Annotated in this window: 13 protein-coding genes; 1 reads left to right on the top strand and 12 read right to left on the bottom strand. The window is 64.9% G+C overall.

Annotation, left to right across the window (positions count from 1 at the left end; all coding sequences use genetic code 11):
* Positions 1-15: 15 nt before the first annotated feature.
* The 8 genes from EXR94_03825 to EXR94_03790 form a co-directional block, all read right to left on the bottom strand.
* Positions 16-2382 carry a DUF2723 domain-containing protein gene (locus EXR94_03825; protein MSR01858.1) on the bottom strand — a complete coding sequence of 789 codons (2367 nt, stop codon included), beginning with the start codon at positions 2380-2382 and terminating at the stop codon, positions 16-18.
* A gap of 64 nt (positions 2383-2446) precedes the next feature.
* Positions 2447-4378, bottom strand: a complete 1932-nt coding sequence (locus EXR94_03820) for an ATP-dependent metallopeptidase FtsH/Yme1/Tma family protein (protein MSR01857.1) — start codon at positions 4376-4378, stop codon at positions 2447-2449.
* Positions 4379-4426: 48 nt separating this feature from the next.
* The gene (gene hpt, locus EXR94_03815) at positions 4427-4981 is read right to left on the bottom strand and encodes a hypoxanthine phosphoribosyltransferase (protein MSR01856.1); all 555 of its coding nucleotides are present in this window, start codon (positions 4979-4981) and stop codon (positions 4427-4429) included.
* Positions 4965-6311: a tRNA lysidine(34) synthetase TilS gene (gene tilS, locus EXR94_03810; protein MSR01855.1), complete on the bottom strand. Its 1347-nt coding sequence runs from the start codon at positions 6309-6311 to the stop codon at positions 4965-4967. The genes hpt and tilS overlap by 17 nt, the downstream gene beginning before the upstream one ends.
* The gene (locus EXR94_03805) at positions 6308-6883 is read right to left on the bottom strand and encodes a hypothetical protein (GenBank protein ID MSR01854.1); all 576 of its coding nucleotides are present in this window, start codon (positions 6881-6883) and stop codon (positions 6308-6310) included. The genes tilS and EXR94_03805 overlap by 4 nt, the downstream gene beginning before the upstream one ends.
* Before the next feature lie 19 nt (positions 6884-6902).
* Complete coding sequence (pdxH, locus tag EXR94_03800) at positions 6903-7535, bottom strand: pyridoxamine 5'-phosphate oxidase (protein ID MSR01853.1); 633 nt, start codon at positions 7533-7535, stop codon at positions 6903-6905.
* Between the two features lie 22 nt (positions 7536-7557).
* A complete protein-coding gene (gene fahA, locus EXR94_03795) occupies positions 7558-8874 on the bottom strand; it encodes a fumarylacetoacetase (GenBank protein ID MSR01852.1) in 1317 nt (438 codons plus the stop codon).
* The gene (locus EXR94_03790; protein ID MSR01851.1) at positions 8871-9761 is read right to left on the bottom strand and encodes a hypothetical protein; all 891 of its coding nucleotides are present in this window, start codon (positions 9759-9761) and stop codon (positions 8871-8873) included. The genes fahA and EXR94_03790 overlap by 4 nt, the downstream gene beginning before the upstream one ends.
* 253 nt (positions 9762-10014) lie before the next feature.
* Here EXR94_03790 and EXR94_03785 point away from each other — a divergent pair, with 253 nt between their 5' ends.
* Complete coding sequence (locus tag EXR94_03785; protein MSR01850.1) at positions 10015-10476, top strand: response regulator; 462 nt, start codon at positions 10015-10017, stop codon at positions 10474-10476.
* Positions 10477-10482: 6 nt separating this feature from the next.
* Here the strand turns inward: EXR94_03785 and EXR94_03780 are convergent, their stop codons facing one another.
* Genes EXR94_03780 through EXR94_03765 form a run of 4 tightly spaced genes read right to left on the bottom strand, consistent with a single transcriptional unit; the run spans position 10483 to position 14512 of the window.
* Entirely contained in the window at positions 10483-11379 is an 897-nt protein-coding gene (locus EXR94_03780) for a peptidase M55 (GenBank protein ID MSR01849.1), read from the bottom strand.
* A 21-nt stretch (positions 11380-11400) separates the two neighbouring features.
* Positions 11401-12537, bottom strand: coding sequence for a M20 family peptidase (locus EXR94_03775; GenBank protein MSR01848.1), 1137 nt, complete (start codon positions 12535-12537; stop codon positions 11401-11403).
* Between the two features lie 11 nt (positions 12538-12548).
* A complete protein-coding gene (locus EXR94_03770; protein MSR01847.1) occupies positions 12549-13514 on the bottom strand; it encodes a 3-keto-5-aminohexanoate cleavage protein in 966 nt (321 codons plus the stop codon).
* 26 nt (positions 13515-13540) lie between these two features.
* On the bottom strand, positions 13541-14512 hold the full coding sequence (locus tag EXR94_03765; GenBank protein ID MSR01846.1) for a 3-hydroxyacyl-CoA dehydrogenase: 972 nt from the start codon (positions 14510-14512) through the stop codon (positions 13541-13543).
* Positions 14513-14561: the final 49 nt, after the last annotated feature.

The following is a 14561-nucleotide window of genomic DNA, read 5'->3' as shown; positions in this document are numbered from 1 at the left end:
CCAAAATAAAAGGACTTACCTAGGGATTGGAAGCGTGGAATCAGGATTCGTCTGTAATCGCCGCCGAGCCTCCGTCAGCGCGTCCTTGACCCCTGGATTGGCGGAGAGCTGCGCGGCCTTCTCGAGGTGGCGGACCACAGCGGCGTAGTCACCCTTCTCCTCGGCATGAAACGCCATCTGCGTAAACGGCATCCCGAGGGTCTGGGCGATCCCCGCGGCCGTCGTTTCCAGCCCCGTCGCCCCCCGGCCCATCAGGTCGGCGAACCGGTAGTTCTTCGTGAGCAACTCCTCGGTGGCCTTGAGGTCGAGCGGGGCGCCGAACATCCGCCGGAAGTCGAGATTCGGGTCGGCCGGATCGGCGACCTTGGCTTCCAGAGAAATCCCGATTCCCCGCTGAAGGAGGAGCGGCTCGAGACCGTAGTACTTGCCGCCGGAGGTCAGCCCCCAGACAATCGGGCGTTTCCCGAAATTCCGCTGGATCATCCGGATCGAGACGAAGTCCTCGGTGTAGACCACGGTGTTGCTGTCGAGCCGGGTCTGATACGGGCCGAAGCTGACCGTAACCGCCTTCGGAAGATATTGGGGAACGGCGGCCGTGATCTCGGCGTCGGTCATGTTGTGGAGCGGCCAGGACGGCTTGACCGCCGGCGCATCGCGCCAATACGGAATCGAAGTGGCCGGATTGAAGTCTCGCTCGGGATTGTCCCGCAGTTGCCGGATATACCAATCGGTGCGCGAGAGCGCGAGACACACGACCCGGACATCCTGGCGGATCCCCTCGACCTCCTGAGCCCACCACAGGGGAAAGGTGTCGTTGTCGCCAAAGGTGAACAGCACCCCGTACGGCGGGGCCGAGTTGAGCATGTTGTAGGCGAAGTCGCCGGCCAAACGGGCATCGGGGCCATGCCGGCGGTCAGCGTCCTTGAAGTTGCCGATCACCGGGATCAGCGCGACCGCGAACACACTGAACGCCAAGCCACGACGAGCCGGCGCGAGACGGCCCACCCATTGGCGGGCCAGGTCAGTCAGCGCCATGGCCGACCAACAGGCCCAGACCACAAAACTCAGGACAAAGAAATAGTCCCGCTCCCGAACCTCATGCTGATCACCCCTGGGGTATTGCTCCCATCCGACCGAGAAGCCCGGCTTGAAGTTCATGTAGGCCATCAGCCCAAGGCCGGTAGCGCCCCAGAGCGCAAGCAGAAACCACCAACCGCTCCGATCGGCCCGCCGGTGAGCCAACGACCCCTTCAGTCCGAGCCACAGGAAGAGCATCGTCGGCAACAAGCGAAGAGGAAGCGCCCCGATTTTGGCCACCAGGCCCCGTCCCCACTGCCAGTCGAAATACTGGAGGTAATTCACCATTTGAAGGCCGATGATCGTCAGATTTCGGCCGGGATTGTCGGGTCCGTGTGCAAAGGTCGGATCGTCGAGCGGGCTTCGAGGGGGATACTGCTCCCGCCGAATGACCGCGAGGAGCGCGTCCCAGGTACCGGGGGCCGCCTCGTTGATGAACGGGTTCTGGGGTGAGCGGAGATACAAGAACAAGTACGGGGTGACGCCGATCAGGGCGACGGCTACGGCGACCACCGCAAATCCGAGGCTCTGGGCCGAGGCGGCGAACGCGGCCGAGGCAATGAACAAGACCGCCCCGGCGGCCGCGAGGGTCGGTTTGCCGAGTCCGACTCCGAGCAGCAGGATCCACACTGCCCCGAGGACCGCAACCTGGGCCCACTCCCGCTTCCGCTCGTTGCGATCGCCGCTCGGCGCCTCGAACAGATGAGCACTCAAGAAGGCCAAGACCGCCGGTCCGGCCAAAAGGGCCAGCAAATGGTTGGCAATCGACGCGCCGAGGAGATAGCCAATCAAGAGGAGCATGCGGGACGAATGGTCGGAGCCCCGGCTAGCCCGCCAGCGGAGACACAGCCATCCAATTGCCGCGACGACGAACGCGGCAATCGCATAGACCTCGGTTTCGTTCGAGTTCTGCCAGTTAGTGAACGAAAACGCGGCCATGACCGATCCGGCCATGGCGCCGGCGTACCGGAGCCAGCGAATGCCCCCGTCATCGCCTGGAACCGTCCGGACCAGAACCTGGTGAACGATCAAGAACCAGAACCCGGCCGCCGCGGCGCTGAAGACCGCGCTCATCAGGTTGGTGCGCCACGCGAACTCGCCCACCGGAACGGCGTTGCCCCACACATGCCCAAGCAGGATGAACAGCGGGGTGCCCGGCGGATGGGGAATACCGAGGACCTTCATCGACGCGATGAACTCACCCGCGTCCCAGAAGGTCACGGAGGGGGCCAGCGTGAACACGTAGCCCGCCAGCACGACGAGGGCGGCCACCACGGCGGCGCGATAGGGAGGGCGTTCGATCATAGACGATACGTCGAGGGGGCCGTTGCCGGCCCCCTCTGCGTGAAGGTGGTGTCCGAGTGACCGATTAGGCGCCGGCCGGCTCGGCCGGTGGCGCCCCGAGAATCCCGGGTGCCGACGCCGATTTCACGGCCGGCGGCTTGGGCTGTGACGGTGCAAACGACTGGGGCATGACCCGGGGGGGCAGCGGTTCGCCCCGTACGAGCATGTTGATCTCCTCGCGATCGAGCGTTTCGCGTTCGAGCAAGGTGTCCGCCATCAAATCCAGCAACGGCCGATTGGCGGCGAGAATAGTGCGGGCGCGTTCATAGGCCTCGTCGATCAACCGCTTGATCTCGGCATCGACGGTTTCGGCCATCTGCTCCGACACCGACCGGCGCTGCGAGATATCGCGGCCCAGGAAAATTTCCTGCTCCCGATCGCCGACGGCAATCATCCCGACCTTGTCGCTCATACCCCATTGGGTCACCATCCGGCGGGCGAGGGTCGTGGCCTGCTCGATGTCGCCCGCCGCCCCGGTCGTGATTTTCTCGGACCCGAAGACCAGCTCCTCGGCCACCCGGCCGCCGAAGCCGCACGCCAGATTGCCTTCACACCAATACCGAGTGACGTTCCGGCGATCCTGTTCGGGAAGCCACACGGTCAGCCCCAAGGCCCGGCCCCGCGGAATGATGGTCACCTTGTGGAGCGGGTCGAGGCCCGGGATCTTGAGCGACACGATCGCATGGCCGGCCTCGTGGTAGGCGGTCAACTTGCGGTCATCTTCCGTGAGCTGGAGACTCCGGCGTTCGACGCCAAGCATGACTTTGTCCTTGGCATCCTCGAAGTCCTGCATATCGACCAGGGTCTTGTTGCGGCGCGCCGCGAGCACCGCCGCCTCATTGACGAGATTGGCCAAGTCGGCTCCACAGAGCCCCGGGGTGCCCTTGGCCAAGACCTCGAGCCGGACATCGGCGCCGAGCGGGATCTTCCGGGTATGAACCCGGAGGATCCCTTCCCGGCCACGAACGTCGGGGGCATCCACCACGATCTGGCGGTCAAACCGGCCCGGCCGAAGCAGCGCCGGATCGAGCACGTCGGGCCGGTTGGTGGCGGCCACCAGAATCACCCCTTCGTTCGATTCGAAGCCATCCATCTCGACGAGCAACTGGTTGAGGGTCTGTTCCCGCTCATCATGGCCCCCGCCCAAACCGGCGCCCCGGTGCCGGCCGACGGCGTCGATTTCGTCGATGAAGATGATGCAGGGCGCGTGCGCCTTGCCTTGTTCGAACAGATCGCGAACCCGGCTCGCACCGACCCCGACAAACATCTCGACGAAGTCCGAGCCGGACATCGAGAAGAACGGCCTTCCGGCCTCGCCGGCGACGGCCTTGGCGAGGAGTGTCTTGCCGGTGCCGGGAGGTCCGATCAGGAGCGCACCCTTCGGCAAGCGGCCGCCCAACCGGGTGAACTTCTGCGGGTCCTTCAGAAACTCGATGATTTCCTGGAGCTCAACTTTGGCCTCGTCAGCACCGGCCACATCGGCGAAGGTGATCTTCGGCGTGTCGCCCGCCACCAGTTTGGCTTTCGACTTCCCGAACGAAAAGGCCCGGTTGCCGCCGGCCTGCATCTGGCGGAGAATAAAGAACCAAAGGCCGATGATCACGATCCAGGGCAGCGCCTGCATCAGAATGATCGGAAAGCCGATCTTCGGCTCCCGCGCGACGATGACCGGCACCGCCGCTTCGAGCCGTTTCATGAACTCTTCGCTGTTGGCGACCGGGAGCAATGACGTGAAGTTCTTCACGGTCACGTTGTCGGTCGGCACGGCCACTCGGAACTCGCCCTTGAGAAACTTGCCGTCGATGATTTCGACGCGGGCAATGTTGGCAGACTCGAGTTGCCGGTTCAGCGTGGTGTAGTCGATCTCGGCGGTGGTGGTCCGCTTTTGGTCGACAAACTGGTAGAGGGCGAGGCCAAGAAGGGCAACCAAGGCCCAGAGGGCAAGGTTGCGGCTCATGCCACCCCAATTCTGGGTCGGCGGGCGCGGCGAAGGTCTTTGCGACATTTACATCAAGTCCGCAATGAAGGGGAGGTGCCGAAAATCCTCGGCGTGGTCGAGCCCGTAGCCCACGAGGAACGCGGGCGGTGCTTCAAAGCCAACAAATCGGAGCTCGGGGAATGGATCGTGCTTCTCGACCTTGTCGAGCAACGCGCAGATCGCGAGCGACTTCGGACGCCGGCCCGCCAACAAGGCAAGCAACCGGCGGAGGGTATTGCCGCTATCAACAATGTCTTCGACCAGGACAATATGTTTGCCCTCGAGTTTGGTTTCGGGGTCATACAGCAACTTGACTTCCCCGCTTGAAATCGTGCCCCGCCCATAGGAACTGGCGACGATAAAATCGATTTGCAACGGCCGTTCGACGCAGCGGACCAAATCGCTCAAGAAGATGAAGCTGCCCTTGAGCAATCCAAGAACCAGCAAATCACCGTCGGGATAGGCGGCCGTGATGGCCGACCCAAGTTCGCGAGCTCGGGCCGCCAACGCGGCTTCATTGAACACGATCGATTTAACATCCCGACCGCCGGTCCGCCTCAATGTCTCAGCGTGAACTGACATCAATCCTCATCGCCAGAGCGCTCGGATCCGGCAGCAGACCGTCACTTCGGCAGACCCCCGGAACCCAAACCACTACACCTTCGTGCTCGATCACCGGCCACTGTAGCCGATGGGACCGAGGAACTTCCTGATCTTGCATACATCGCACCACGAGCCGGCTGCCCCGCCCCCGAATCGGCCGGATCCGATCGCCGGCCCGCCACGGTCGAGCCACGAGACAGACACCCAGTTGAACCCAGGTCGTAAACCCGTCCCGCGGCATCACCTCGGGCGGGGTTGACCGACCGGAAGTCACCCGCCAATCGCCTGCTTCGGCGGTTTGGTCTGGCCCTGAAATCGTGGCGCGGTACTCGGGACGATGCGCCAGCCCCCGAGAAAGTTTGAGTCGGCCAAACGCCAACTCGCCCCGTCCCCCTCCAACCAGATCCACCATCTGCCCCGTATGACCTTTGACCACAAGGCGTTGGAGCCGGTCAAGCTGGCCCTTGCCGAGCCCGACGTCGAGCCGGAAACCCAAGGCCTTCAGCAACGACCGAACGACGGCCGAAGAATACCCCTTGAGAGGGTCAGCAGCAACGGACACGCCGTCCACTTCGGTCTGGAATTCAAGGGCCGAAAGCTGCCCGAGCAGGTCATCCCAGCCCCGCCGGTTGACCTCGAATACGCCGGCGGCGGCCATCAGGTTTTCTCGGACCCTGGGCACTCGCCGTTCGATCCGCGGCAGCAGCTCATGGCGGACCCAGCTTCGGAGGTGCCGCTGATCGGCGTTCCCGGGATCGACCCACGAGGCGAGACCCCGTTCGGCCAAATAGGCCTCAATTTCCTGGCGGGAGACCTCGAGCAGGGGGCGCAGCCAACGGCCCCAATGGGGGCGGATCCCGACTAACCCCGAAGGACCTGAGCCGTTGAGAAACCGCATGACCATGGTCTCGACCTGATCATCTCGATGATGACCAGTCAGAATCCCCTTGGCCCCCGTCTCGACCGCGACCGTGTGCAGCCAGGCAAGTCGGGCCCGCCGGGCCGTCGTCTCGGTGGCGTCCGGGCCGAGGATGGTCCGGTGGCTCCGGTACTCGAGTCCGTAGCGCCCCGCTGCGGCGGCCACGCGGGCGGCGACGTCGGCGCTGTCGGGATGGATGCCATGGTCGAAGTGGGCGACCACCCAGGTGAACCCACACCCGGGCCCGGCCGTCGCCGCCAGGTCGAGCAGCGCGATCGAGTCGGGCCCCCCGGATACCGCCACCAGGGCCGTTGCCGGCCCGGGCCCGAGCCGCGCCAGGGCCCGATCGAACCGTTCCCGGACGGTCCCCATCCCGAGAGCCCCGATCATCGTCGCGGCAACGTCTTTTCGAAGAGGTCCAGAATCCGCCGATACTCATCGGCCCAGGAGTCGGGCCGAACGAAGCCATAGTCCTTGAAGGCGAACAGATTCTGATCGCGGCGGAAAAACACCCGGGTCCCAGTGGCGTCGAACGACGGGTCGACCTCCTGAGGGCCGGGGGTCTCGGTCAGGCGCCGGATGGTGCCCTGCGGGAGGGCCGCGAGAAACAGATCGCCCCGCACCGAGACCACTCGCCATTGGCGATCGCGACTGGTAATCCCATCGGCCCGCAACGGCGCCACCGAGTCGGCCGGCCGTACCGTGAGGCGTTCCGGGGCGGCGCCCGGGACGGCCCGGACTCGATAGGGCCGCGGATTCTCGCGCCAGGACTCGCCCGGGGGAAGCCAACTGACATGGATCCACTGACCGTCCGGCGGCCACCGGACGTTGCCCGGTTCCCGCCCGACCAACTCCGGGCCTCTCATGATCCAAGGCACCGTAAAGAGGGCAACCGCCGTCTGCACTTGCAGCGGTAGGGCCGCGATCAGCACCCCCACGAGGCGAATCAATGGCTGTGGCATGACATCCTCAGAACGGACCTTAGGGCGAGAGACGGTCACGGTGCCAAAGCCCGGCGAGGTGCCGGAATCGAAATCGATCGTGCAGGCGGCTCTGCCGGCCCTGCCAAAACTCGACCGTGTCGGGAATCACCCGATAGCCGCCCCAATCCGGCGGACAAGGGGCCGACTGCCCTTGGAACCGGGCGGTCACCTCGGCCAGGGAACGTTCGAGGACGCTTCGGTCGGCAATGACCCGGCTTTGGCACGAGGTCCACGCCCCGAGCTTGCTGCCCTCGGGCCGGGAATCGAAGTAGGCCTCCGATTCCGTCCGACTGACTCGTTCGACCGAGCCGGTCACTCGAACCTGCCGTTCGAGTGGTTGCCAGAAGAACACCAGCGCCGCTCGGGGATTCCGCTCCAGTTCGGTTCCCTTCTGGCTCCGATAGTCGGAGAAGAACAGAAAGCCGCGGTCGTCGACCCCTTTCAGGAGTACGATCCGGGCGGAGGGTTGGCCGTCGGACACCGTGGCCAGCGTCATCGCGTTCGGCTCCGGCACCGCGGCCGTGAGCGCCTGCTGGTACCAATCCCGAAACTGGGCAAAGGGCTCGACCGCCACGGTCGACTCATCGAGACTTCCTTGCCGGTATTCGATTCGTTCGTTGGCCAATGTCATGTTTTGATCTCCTGGGCCGGCGTCAGGCGGCCACCACTGTCCCCCGGCATTCCCCGAGCCCGATCCGCGCGGCCCCTTCCCGTTCGCAGGCCCCGCGCATGATGACCTCGTCACCGTCTTGGAGAAACCGGCGGAGTTCTCCGGACGGCAGCGTGATCGGCTCGGCGCCTCGCCAGGTCATTTCCAACAGGCACCCCCGGCTCTCGCGCGTCGGCCCGGAAATCGTCCCGCTGCCGAGGAGGTCACCGGGGCGGAGGTTGCATCCGTTGCTCGCGTGATGGGCCACCAGTTGCGCGAACGTCCAGTACATCATGGCCAGCCGGCCCACACTCAGCCGAACCGGCGGGAGGCCGTCGGCCCGCATCTTCTGGCTCGAGAGGGACACCTCCACGGTCACATCGATGCCGCCACTCCGCCGGTCGGACTCGGCGTGGAGGTACGGGAGCGGGTCGGGGTCACCGGCCGGCCGGTCGAACGATGGGACCCGAAACGGCGCCAGGGCGTCCATGGTCACGATCCAGGGCGACAGAGTACTCGCGAAGTTCTTGGCCAGAAACGGCCCGAGCGGCTGGTATTCCCAACTCTGGACGTCCCGAGCCGACCAGTCGTTCAACAGGCAAATCCCGAACAGCCTTGATTCGGCCTCCGCCATCGGGACCTCGGTGCCCAACGGGTTGGCCCCGCAGAGATAGGCCGCAATCTCACATTCGTAGTCGAGCGACCGGCTGGGGCCAAACACCGGGTCCGGCGCCTGGCCCTCCTTGATCTGGCCCATCGGTCGGCGGATCGGGGTGCCGCTCGGTACGATCGAGGAGGCCCGCCCGTGGTATCCGATCGGCAGGTACTTGTAGTTCGGCAGGAGCGGGTTCTCGGGCCGGAACATGCTCCCGACGTTGGTCGCATGGAAAATCGACGCGTAGAAGTCGGTATAGTCGCCGATGTCCGCCGGAAGGAGGAGTTCCACGGTCTCGGCCGGGACGAGGCAATGCGAGGCGGCCTGCCGATCCGGCGCCCCCTCTTTGAGGAGGGCGAAGAGCCGGTGCCGCAGTTCGGTGGCACCGGTGCGACCGAGCGCCATCAACGGATTGAGGGTCCGCGCGGCGACCGCGGCCTGGAGCTCCGGTGCGCATCCAGCGAGGAGCCCCTGCCCGACCGCACGATTGAGATCGACGACCTGGTCGCCGATGGCCGCACCGAGGCGAGGCGAGTCCGAATCCGTCCGGCGCCGGAACACGCCGAGGGGCAGGTTCTGAATCGGGAAATCGGCGCCGGGGCGACGAGCCGAGTCGAGCCAGGATTTGGTCGCCGGGTCGTGGGTGTGATCGAGGTGTCGGGTCATGGGGTCAACACGGTTCGAAGTTCGTCAATCGGTTCACGAAAGGAGCAGGACCCAAATCCGTGGAAGGATACCCGACAGGACTCGGGGTCGGCGAAACGGCGGTGCCGCCACTCGAGCGTTCCGTCCAGAATTCGAAGATGACGGGCGTCGGACTCGACGAGCGCGGCGCGGATTTCCGCCGCCTCGGACCCCTGGCACGCCAGGATCGTTGCGACCATCACGTTGAGATATCCGTACATGGTGCCAGTCGCACTGTCCGGCAGATAGGTCAGCGGGTACGGCCCCCGGAGCGGATGGTGGAGGCCGGCCGTCGCCTTGAATGGCAACGATCGGACGGCCACCGCCTGGAGGAACCGGACGACCCGGTCCGGATCGGGGAAGAGGTCGGCGGTGACACCCCCCATTCGGATCTTCGCGAACCCCCGGTGGGCGACGAGCGCATCGAGCACGGCCTCGAACCCGGTATCGAGCGCGACTTCGCCATACCACGCCTGCGCCGGCTCCGCCGACTGAGCCAGGACCGCGACGGCCGGACCATCGGGCACTCTGGCCTCGATCGCGTCGACGGCGGCACCCCGCCCCGTCAGCCGCCGATTCGCCTCGGCGACCAGGTCGCATTCAGCCGCTCCAGCCGCGCCTAACGTTGCGGACAGCCGCCAGCCGGCCGTGTCGCGGTCGGTGGCGTCGAGGAGCGCGACGAACTCGGCAAGCCGGGCTGCTGGCACGATCAAACGACCGAGTGCCCAGCAGTCGGGGCTGGCGCGGTACCGGCCATAGTGGTCGATGGTCTCACCGAGGGAAAGGCCGGCGGGCGGAAACAACCCCGCGTAGTCGATAGCCCCATGGAGAAGCCGAGCCAAGGCAGGAGGAAACCGGGACGAATTCATGGGCGGAAACATAGCCGTCACCCTGACGTTCCGACCGATGGCCGGGGATCCGAGCGACGGTTTCTTCCCGGCAACAATTGCCGCACTAGGGTCGATGCGACCTTGGCGCCGCCGTTTACCTGCACCCGCAACACGTTATCCAAGAACGACTTGCATCCGGTGGAGGAGAATGGCACAGGGCCTGCTTTTCTGGCGTGCGTCGGGGAGCCATTGCCCAGGACTCGGTCAACTTGTGGGGTAGAACGGGAGTGTAATGGTGGGACAACCAATCGCGATGACGTTAACGGGCCAGAGCCCGATGCTGAACGGAAGTCCCCGCCTCGCGGCAACCGGACTGACGCCCAAGGCTTCGCTCACGGTCCTGTTGGTCGAAGATAATCCAATTGACGCCATGCGAATGCGGCAACTCTTGGCGAGGGCGCGCACCAGTCACTTCGCCGTCGAGTCGGTGGCAAGCCTCCACACGGCCGAGGAGCGATTGGCGTGCAGTGGAGTCGACCTGGTCCTCCTCGACCTCAGCCTGCCCGACAGTGTCGGCCTCGGCACCTACTTGAGCCTGGCGCATCTGGCGCCATCCCTTCCGGTGATCGTCTCGACCGGATTCTCCCGACGAATCCGTCGGCTTCGAAGCCATCCAACTCGGAGCCCAGGACTTCGTGATGAAGTCCCAGTGGTCAAGGCCGCCGCAAGCAGAACCGCTCTGCCGCCTGCCTAGAGACGGTCAGGGCGTCAAGTCCGACCGGTACGTCGTCGCAAACACCAGGAAACGAACGAGGTCGGGGATGGTTCTGGCTTGATACCGAACCGTGTGCGCAGTCCGTCGTTCAATCCCTGGCAGCATCGCCATGGCTTCCGCGGGTGTGTAGCTCTTGTAGGTGAGATCCAGCGCGAACGGTCCCCGGAGGATGTGGGGCTTGAAGTCCTTGAGCCGGGTGATCGCCGCTTTGGCCCGGGCCCGAATCAGCGCCTGCCCGGCCTCCGGGGTCATCGTGGCGGCCGCGTGAAATCCAATCGACTGTTTGACCACCGCTCCCTCGACATTGCCAAGCAGTTGCGTCACCTCGGCCACTGCTTGGTCGTCCCCGCTCACCAGGACCACCGGCACCCCGAAGTAACCGGCGACGGCCGCGTTGATCCCCGACTCGGCCATCGGCACCCCGTTGACTTCGACGGCGGCAAAGGTCGCGCTCGAAATGGTGTGGGCCCGCACTCCTCGGGCATTGGTCGTTGCCGAGTGGTAGCCGATGAAGATCACTGCACTGAAGGTCGAATCGATTCCGTCCATCATCTCGAGCGGCCGGGGGCTCCCGCGGACGATCGTCACGTCGGGCGAGAACCGGTCGATCAGCAAGTTCTGCATGTTGCCGTGGGCATCGGCCACCACGAACTGGGTTGCCCCAGCCTCCCGGGCGCCTTGAATAGCCGCCAACACGTCAGCCGTCATGAACTCCCGAAACCGGGCGTATTCGAACCCGGCCGGGCTCAGTTGTTCACCGGTCACGACCCCGGTAATGCCCTCCATATCGGCCGAGATGAACACCTTGATCGGCCGCTGGGCCGCGAGCGGTGCGGTGGCGAGCGTCATCAGGCCAAGGCCCACGATCAGTCGATTGAGCATTATGGTTGTTCCGTTTGAAGGTCAGCGAAAGAAACGGCGCGTCGTGTCGACCAGGACGTCCACCACCGGGCCGAGCGTGTCGAGTTCGACATATTCATTTTTTTCATGAAGGCCCCGGCCCCGGGGCCCGAAGATGATCGTCGGGATCCCGCCTTCACCTTGATAGATGTTGGCATCGGTGATGCCGAGCATCCCGCCGACCGAGGGATCGCCCCCCATCCGGACCCGATAGGCCGCCTCGAAGGCGCTCATGCCGCGGTGGTCCGGGTCAATCGAGAACGGTTCGTACGAAGGGGGCGCCGCCTCCACCGTCACTGCCGATGCCAGATTCAGCGACGCCACCAGCGACTCCAACTCCGCCACGGCGCCGGACCGGGTTTCTCCTGGCGCGAGGAGCCTGGTGATGACGACCTCGCAATGCTCCGGCACCACCACTGAGTACTCGCGATACCCGCCGTCGATCTTGAGGGTTGAGTAATTCATCCGGCCGAGCACCGGGTGCGAGCCGAGGGGCAAGCGGTCGAGAGCCGACACGATTCTCGCCGCATCATCGACGGCGTTGATGCCGCGCTCGGGGTGACACAAAGCATGGGAGGTCCGGCCGGTGACGACCACCCGATAGAGGATCTTCCCAGGCATCACAAACGGCACGGGATCGTCGGGACCAGAGCCGTGGAACGGCTCCGTCAGCAGGATCAGTTCGCTCCGCCCAATCTCAGTTTCCAAGATGGCCCGGGCCCCGGTCCCGAACGCCTCTTCGTCGACCGTGGCGGCGAACCCGACCGATCCGAGTTCGTCATGATGGACCCGTTCTTCGAGCAGACGCTTGAAGGCCGCGAACCCACAAGCCAACCCGGACTTCATATCGAGCGCCCCGAGTCCGTAGAGCCGCCCCCCGCGCTCGGTGGCCTCGAACGGATCGGTGGCCCACCCTTCCGCCGCGTGCACGGTGTCGAGGTGCCCGGTGAGGGTTACCAGGCCGGGCCGGGGCCCGAGCTTGGCGACCACCCAGACGTTGGGGCGGCCCGGCGCAACCACCTGCCATGCCGGTTCAAGACCGAGCCCCCGGATCTCGTCGGCCACGAGGTGAGCGAGCCGCTCCTCCGCCGGAAGTCGCGAATCGACCCCGACCATCCGTTTGAGGAGGTCGACTACCATCGCGGGCGCGGTCAATACTTGGTCGGCGTCGCCGAAAGACCAAGCATCTGGCGGGCCTGCGCCGCAGTTGCCACCCCGCGGTTGAGCTCGTTGGCGAGCCGAGCGGCGCGTTCGACCAGTTGGGTGTTGCTCCGCGCCTTCTCGCCGCGGCGGAAGTAGACATTGTCCTCGAGTCCGACCCGGACGTGCCCGCCCAGGAGCATCGCGAATGTGGTGATTGGGAGTTGGTTCGGCCCGACCCCCGATGTCAGCCATAGCGTGTTCTCCGGCATCTCGCGGACCAAGTGGACCACATTCTCAAACGTGGGCCAACTGGCGGTCTGATAGCCCATGACGGTCTGGATCCAGTAGGGCGCCTCGACGACGCCGTTCTTGATCAGGTCCCGCATGACCCAGCCACCGCCCGTATGATAGGTCTCCATCTCCGGCTTGACGCCGTACTTCTTCATCTCGGCGGCAAACCGATTGACCAACCCGTACGTGAACGGCAAACACTCGTCGAACTCTTGCTCCTCCCGCGGAAATGGCAACGGGGCTTTCCGGGCCGCCATCTTGAACTTGCTCATATCGGGCGTCAGGTTGAGCGAGGCCACTTCCGGGCGCGCCGGCAGGCACCGGAGCCGCTCCTCCATCGTCATGTTGGGCCCGCCGCCCGTCGTATTGTTGATGATGATGTCGGGGCACCGCTCCCGAATCTTCTGGTTCACGTCATGCCACGTCTCGGTCGTGGTGGCCGGCCGGGTGTGGTTCTTTGGGTCGCGGGCATGGACATGAACCATCGTCGCGCCGGCTTGATAGGCCCCCAAGACCGAGTCGGCGATTTCGTCGGCCGTCTCGGGCAGGTTCTCGTTGGCTTCTTTGCCCTGAACACCCCCGTTGCAGGCGCAGACGATGATGACCGGCGGCATCTTGCCGACCCGCTCCATGTATTCGTACGCGTCGGCGTAGCGCCAGAGGTAGTCGAATTTGTTTGCCATGTGAACGATCCAGGTGAATGTTGGAGTTACCGTTGCTGCTTGCGTTTGGCCGCAAGCGGCGTCGCGGCTTTGAGTTCCCGAATGCCGAGCACGAGCCGATCCCGCCACTCGCGTTGGGCGGGGAGCGTCGCGTTCATCACCGAGTCCGTTTCCCTACCCAGCCGGTCGATCAGCCCGTCGTCGAACTGAACGTTGGTATTGAGCGAAGCCCAAATGCCCTGGTAGGCACTCCCGTACTTGGTGAAGTACTGCCGGATGCCTTCATCCGCATTGGTATTGGCCACCCCGCACGGGCCCATCAGCGCCCAGCGGAGCCCCAGTCCATCACGGATGGCATCATCGACGGCCCGGACATCACACACGCCCGAGGCCACCAAATCGACGGCTTCGCGGACCAGGGCCGCCTGCATCCGATTCAGAACGAAGCCACCGACGAACTTCTTCATCAGGATGGGGGTCTGCCCCACCTCAGCCATGAACTTGATGGTCCGGGTCACCACTTTCTTCTCAGTGGCCGCACCACCCAGGATTTCCACCGCCGGCACCACGTGGGGAGGATTGACCGGATGCGCCACGATGCAGCGACGGGCCCCCGGTACACCCTCGGCAATGGCCGTCATATCCATGGCTGACGTGCTGCTACCCAGGATGGCCTTGGCCGGGGCATATCGGTCCAACTCGCGATACATCTCCTGCTTCAGATCGAGCCGCTCCGGGCCGCTCTCCTGGACATAGCCAACCCCTTTCAACGCCGCCGCGAGGTGCTCGGCCACGGTGACCCGATCCCAGCGGGCCTTGGCTTCCTTCTTTTTGATGGCCCCCCGCGCCCGGAGCGACTTGAGATCCTGGCGGAACCAGGCCATGGCCGACGCGATCATCTCCGGGTTGGAATCGAACACCCGGACCGTGCAGCCGGCCCGGGCAAACACCTGGATCCAACTCCGGCCGATGACACCGGTGCCGACGACCGCGACAGTCTTGATGCTTAGTTTCTTCATTGGATGGCGGATCCCACTGGCAGAAATCGGGAGACGAGAATGTATCCGA

The sequence above is a fragment of the Gemmatimonadota bacterium genome, assembly GCA_009692115.1.
Classification (GTDB): domain Bacteria; phylum Gemmatimonadota; class Gemmatimonadetes; order Gemmatimonadales; family GWC2-71-9; genus SHZU01.
This window is presented reverse-complemented; position numbering and strand designations above follow the sequence as displayed.

Excerpts from the sequence above, each read along its gene's own strand:
- EXR94_03775 (MSR01848.1), bottom strand. The coding sequence starts at position 12,537 with ATGGTAGTCGACCTCCTCAAACGGATGGTCGGGGTCGATTCGCGACTT.
- EXR94_03785 (MSR01850.1), top strand. The coding sequence starts at position 10,015 with ATGGTGGGACAACCAATCGCGATGACGTTAACGGGCCAGAGCCCGATG.
- tilS (MSR01855.1), bottom strand. The coding sequence starts at position 6,311 with ATGATCGGGGCTCTCGGGATGGGGACCGTCCGGGAACGGTTCGATCGG.
- EXR94_03780 (MSR01849.1), bottom strand. The coding sequence starts at position 11,379 with ATGCTCAATCGACTGATCGTGGGCCTTGGCCTGATGACGCTCGCCACC.
- EXR94_03770 (MSR01847.1), bottom strand. The coding sequence starts at position 13,514 with ATGGCAAACAAATTCGACTACCTCTGGCGCTACGCCGACGCGTACGAA.
- pdxH (MSR01853.1), bottom strand. The coding sequence starts at position 7,535 with ATGACATTGGCCAACGAACGAATCGAATACCGGCAAGGAAGTCTCGAT.
- EXR94_03805 (MSR01854.1), bottom strand. The coding sequence starts at position 6,883 with ATGCCACAGCCATTGATTCGCCTCGTGGGGGTGCTGATCGCGGCCCTA.
- EXR94_03825 (MSR01858.1), bottom strand. The coding sequence starts at position 2,382 with ATGATCGAACGCCCTCCCTATCGCGCCGCCGTGGTGGCCGCCCTCGTC.
- EXR94_03765 (MSR01846.1), bottom strand. The coding sequence starts at position 14,512 with ATGAAGAAACTAAGCATCAAGACTGTCGCGGTCGTCGGCACCGGTGTC.
- EXR94_03790 (MSR01851.1), bottom strand. The coding sequence starts at position 9,761 with ATGAATTCGTCCCGGTTTCCTCCTGCCTTGGCTCGGCTTCTCCATGGG.
- hpt (MSR01856.1), bottom strand. The coding sequence starts at position 4,981 with ATGTCAGTTCACGCTGAGACATTGAGGCGGACCGGCGGTCGGGATGTT.
- fahA (MSR01852.1), bottom strand. The coding sequence starts at position 8,874 with ATGACCCGACACCTCGATCACACCCACGACCCGGCGACCAAATCCTGG.
- EXR94_03820 (MSR01857.1), bottom strand. The coding sequence starts at position 4,378 with ATGAGCCGCAACCTTGCCCTCTGGGCCTTGGTTGCCCTTCTTGGCCTC.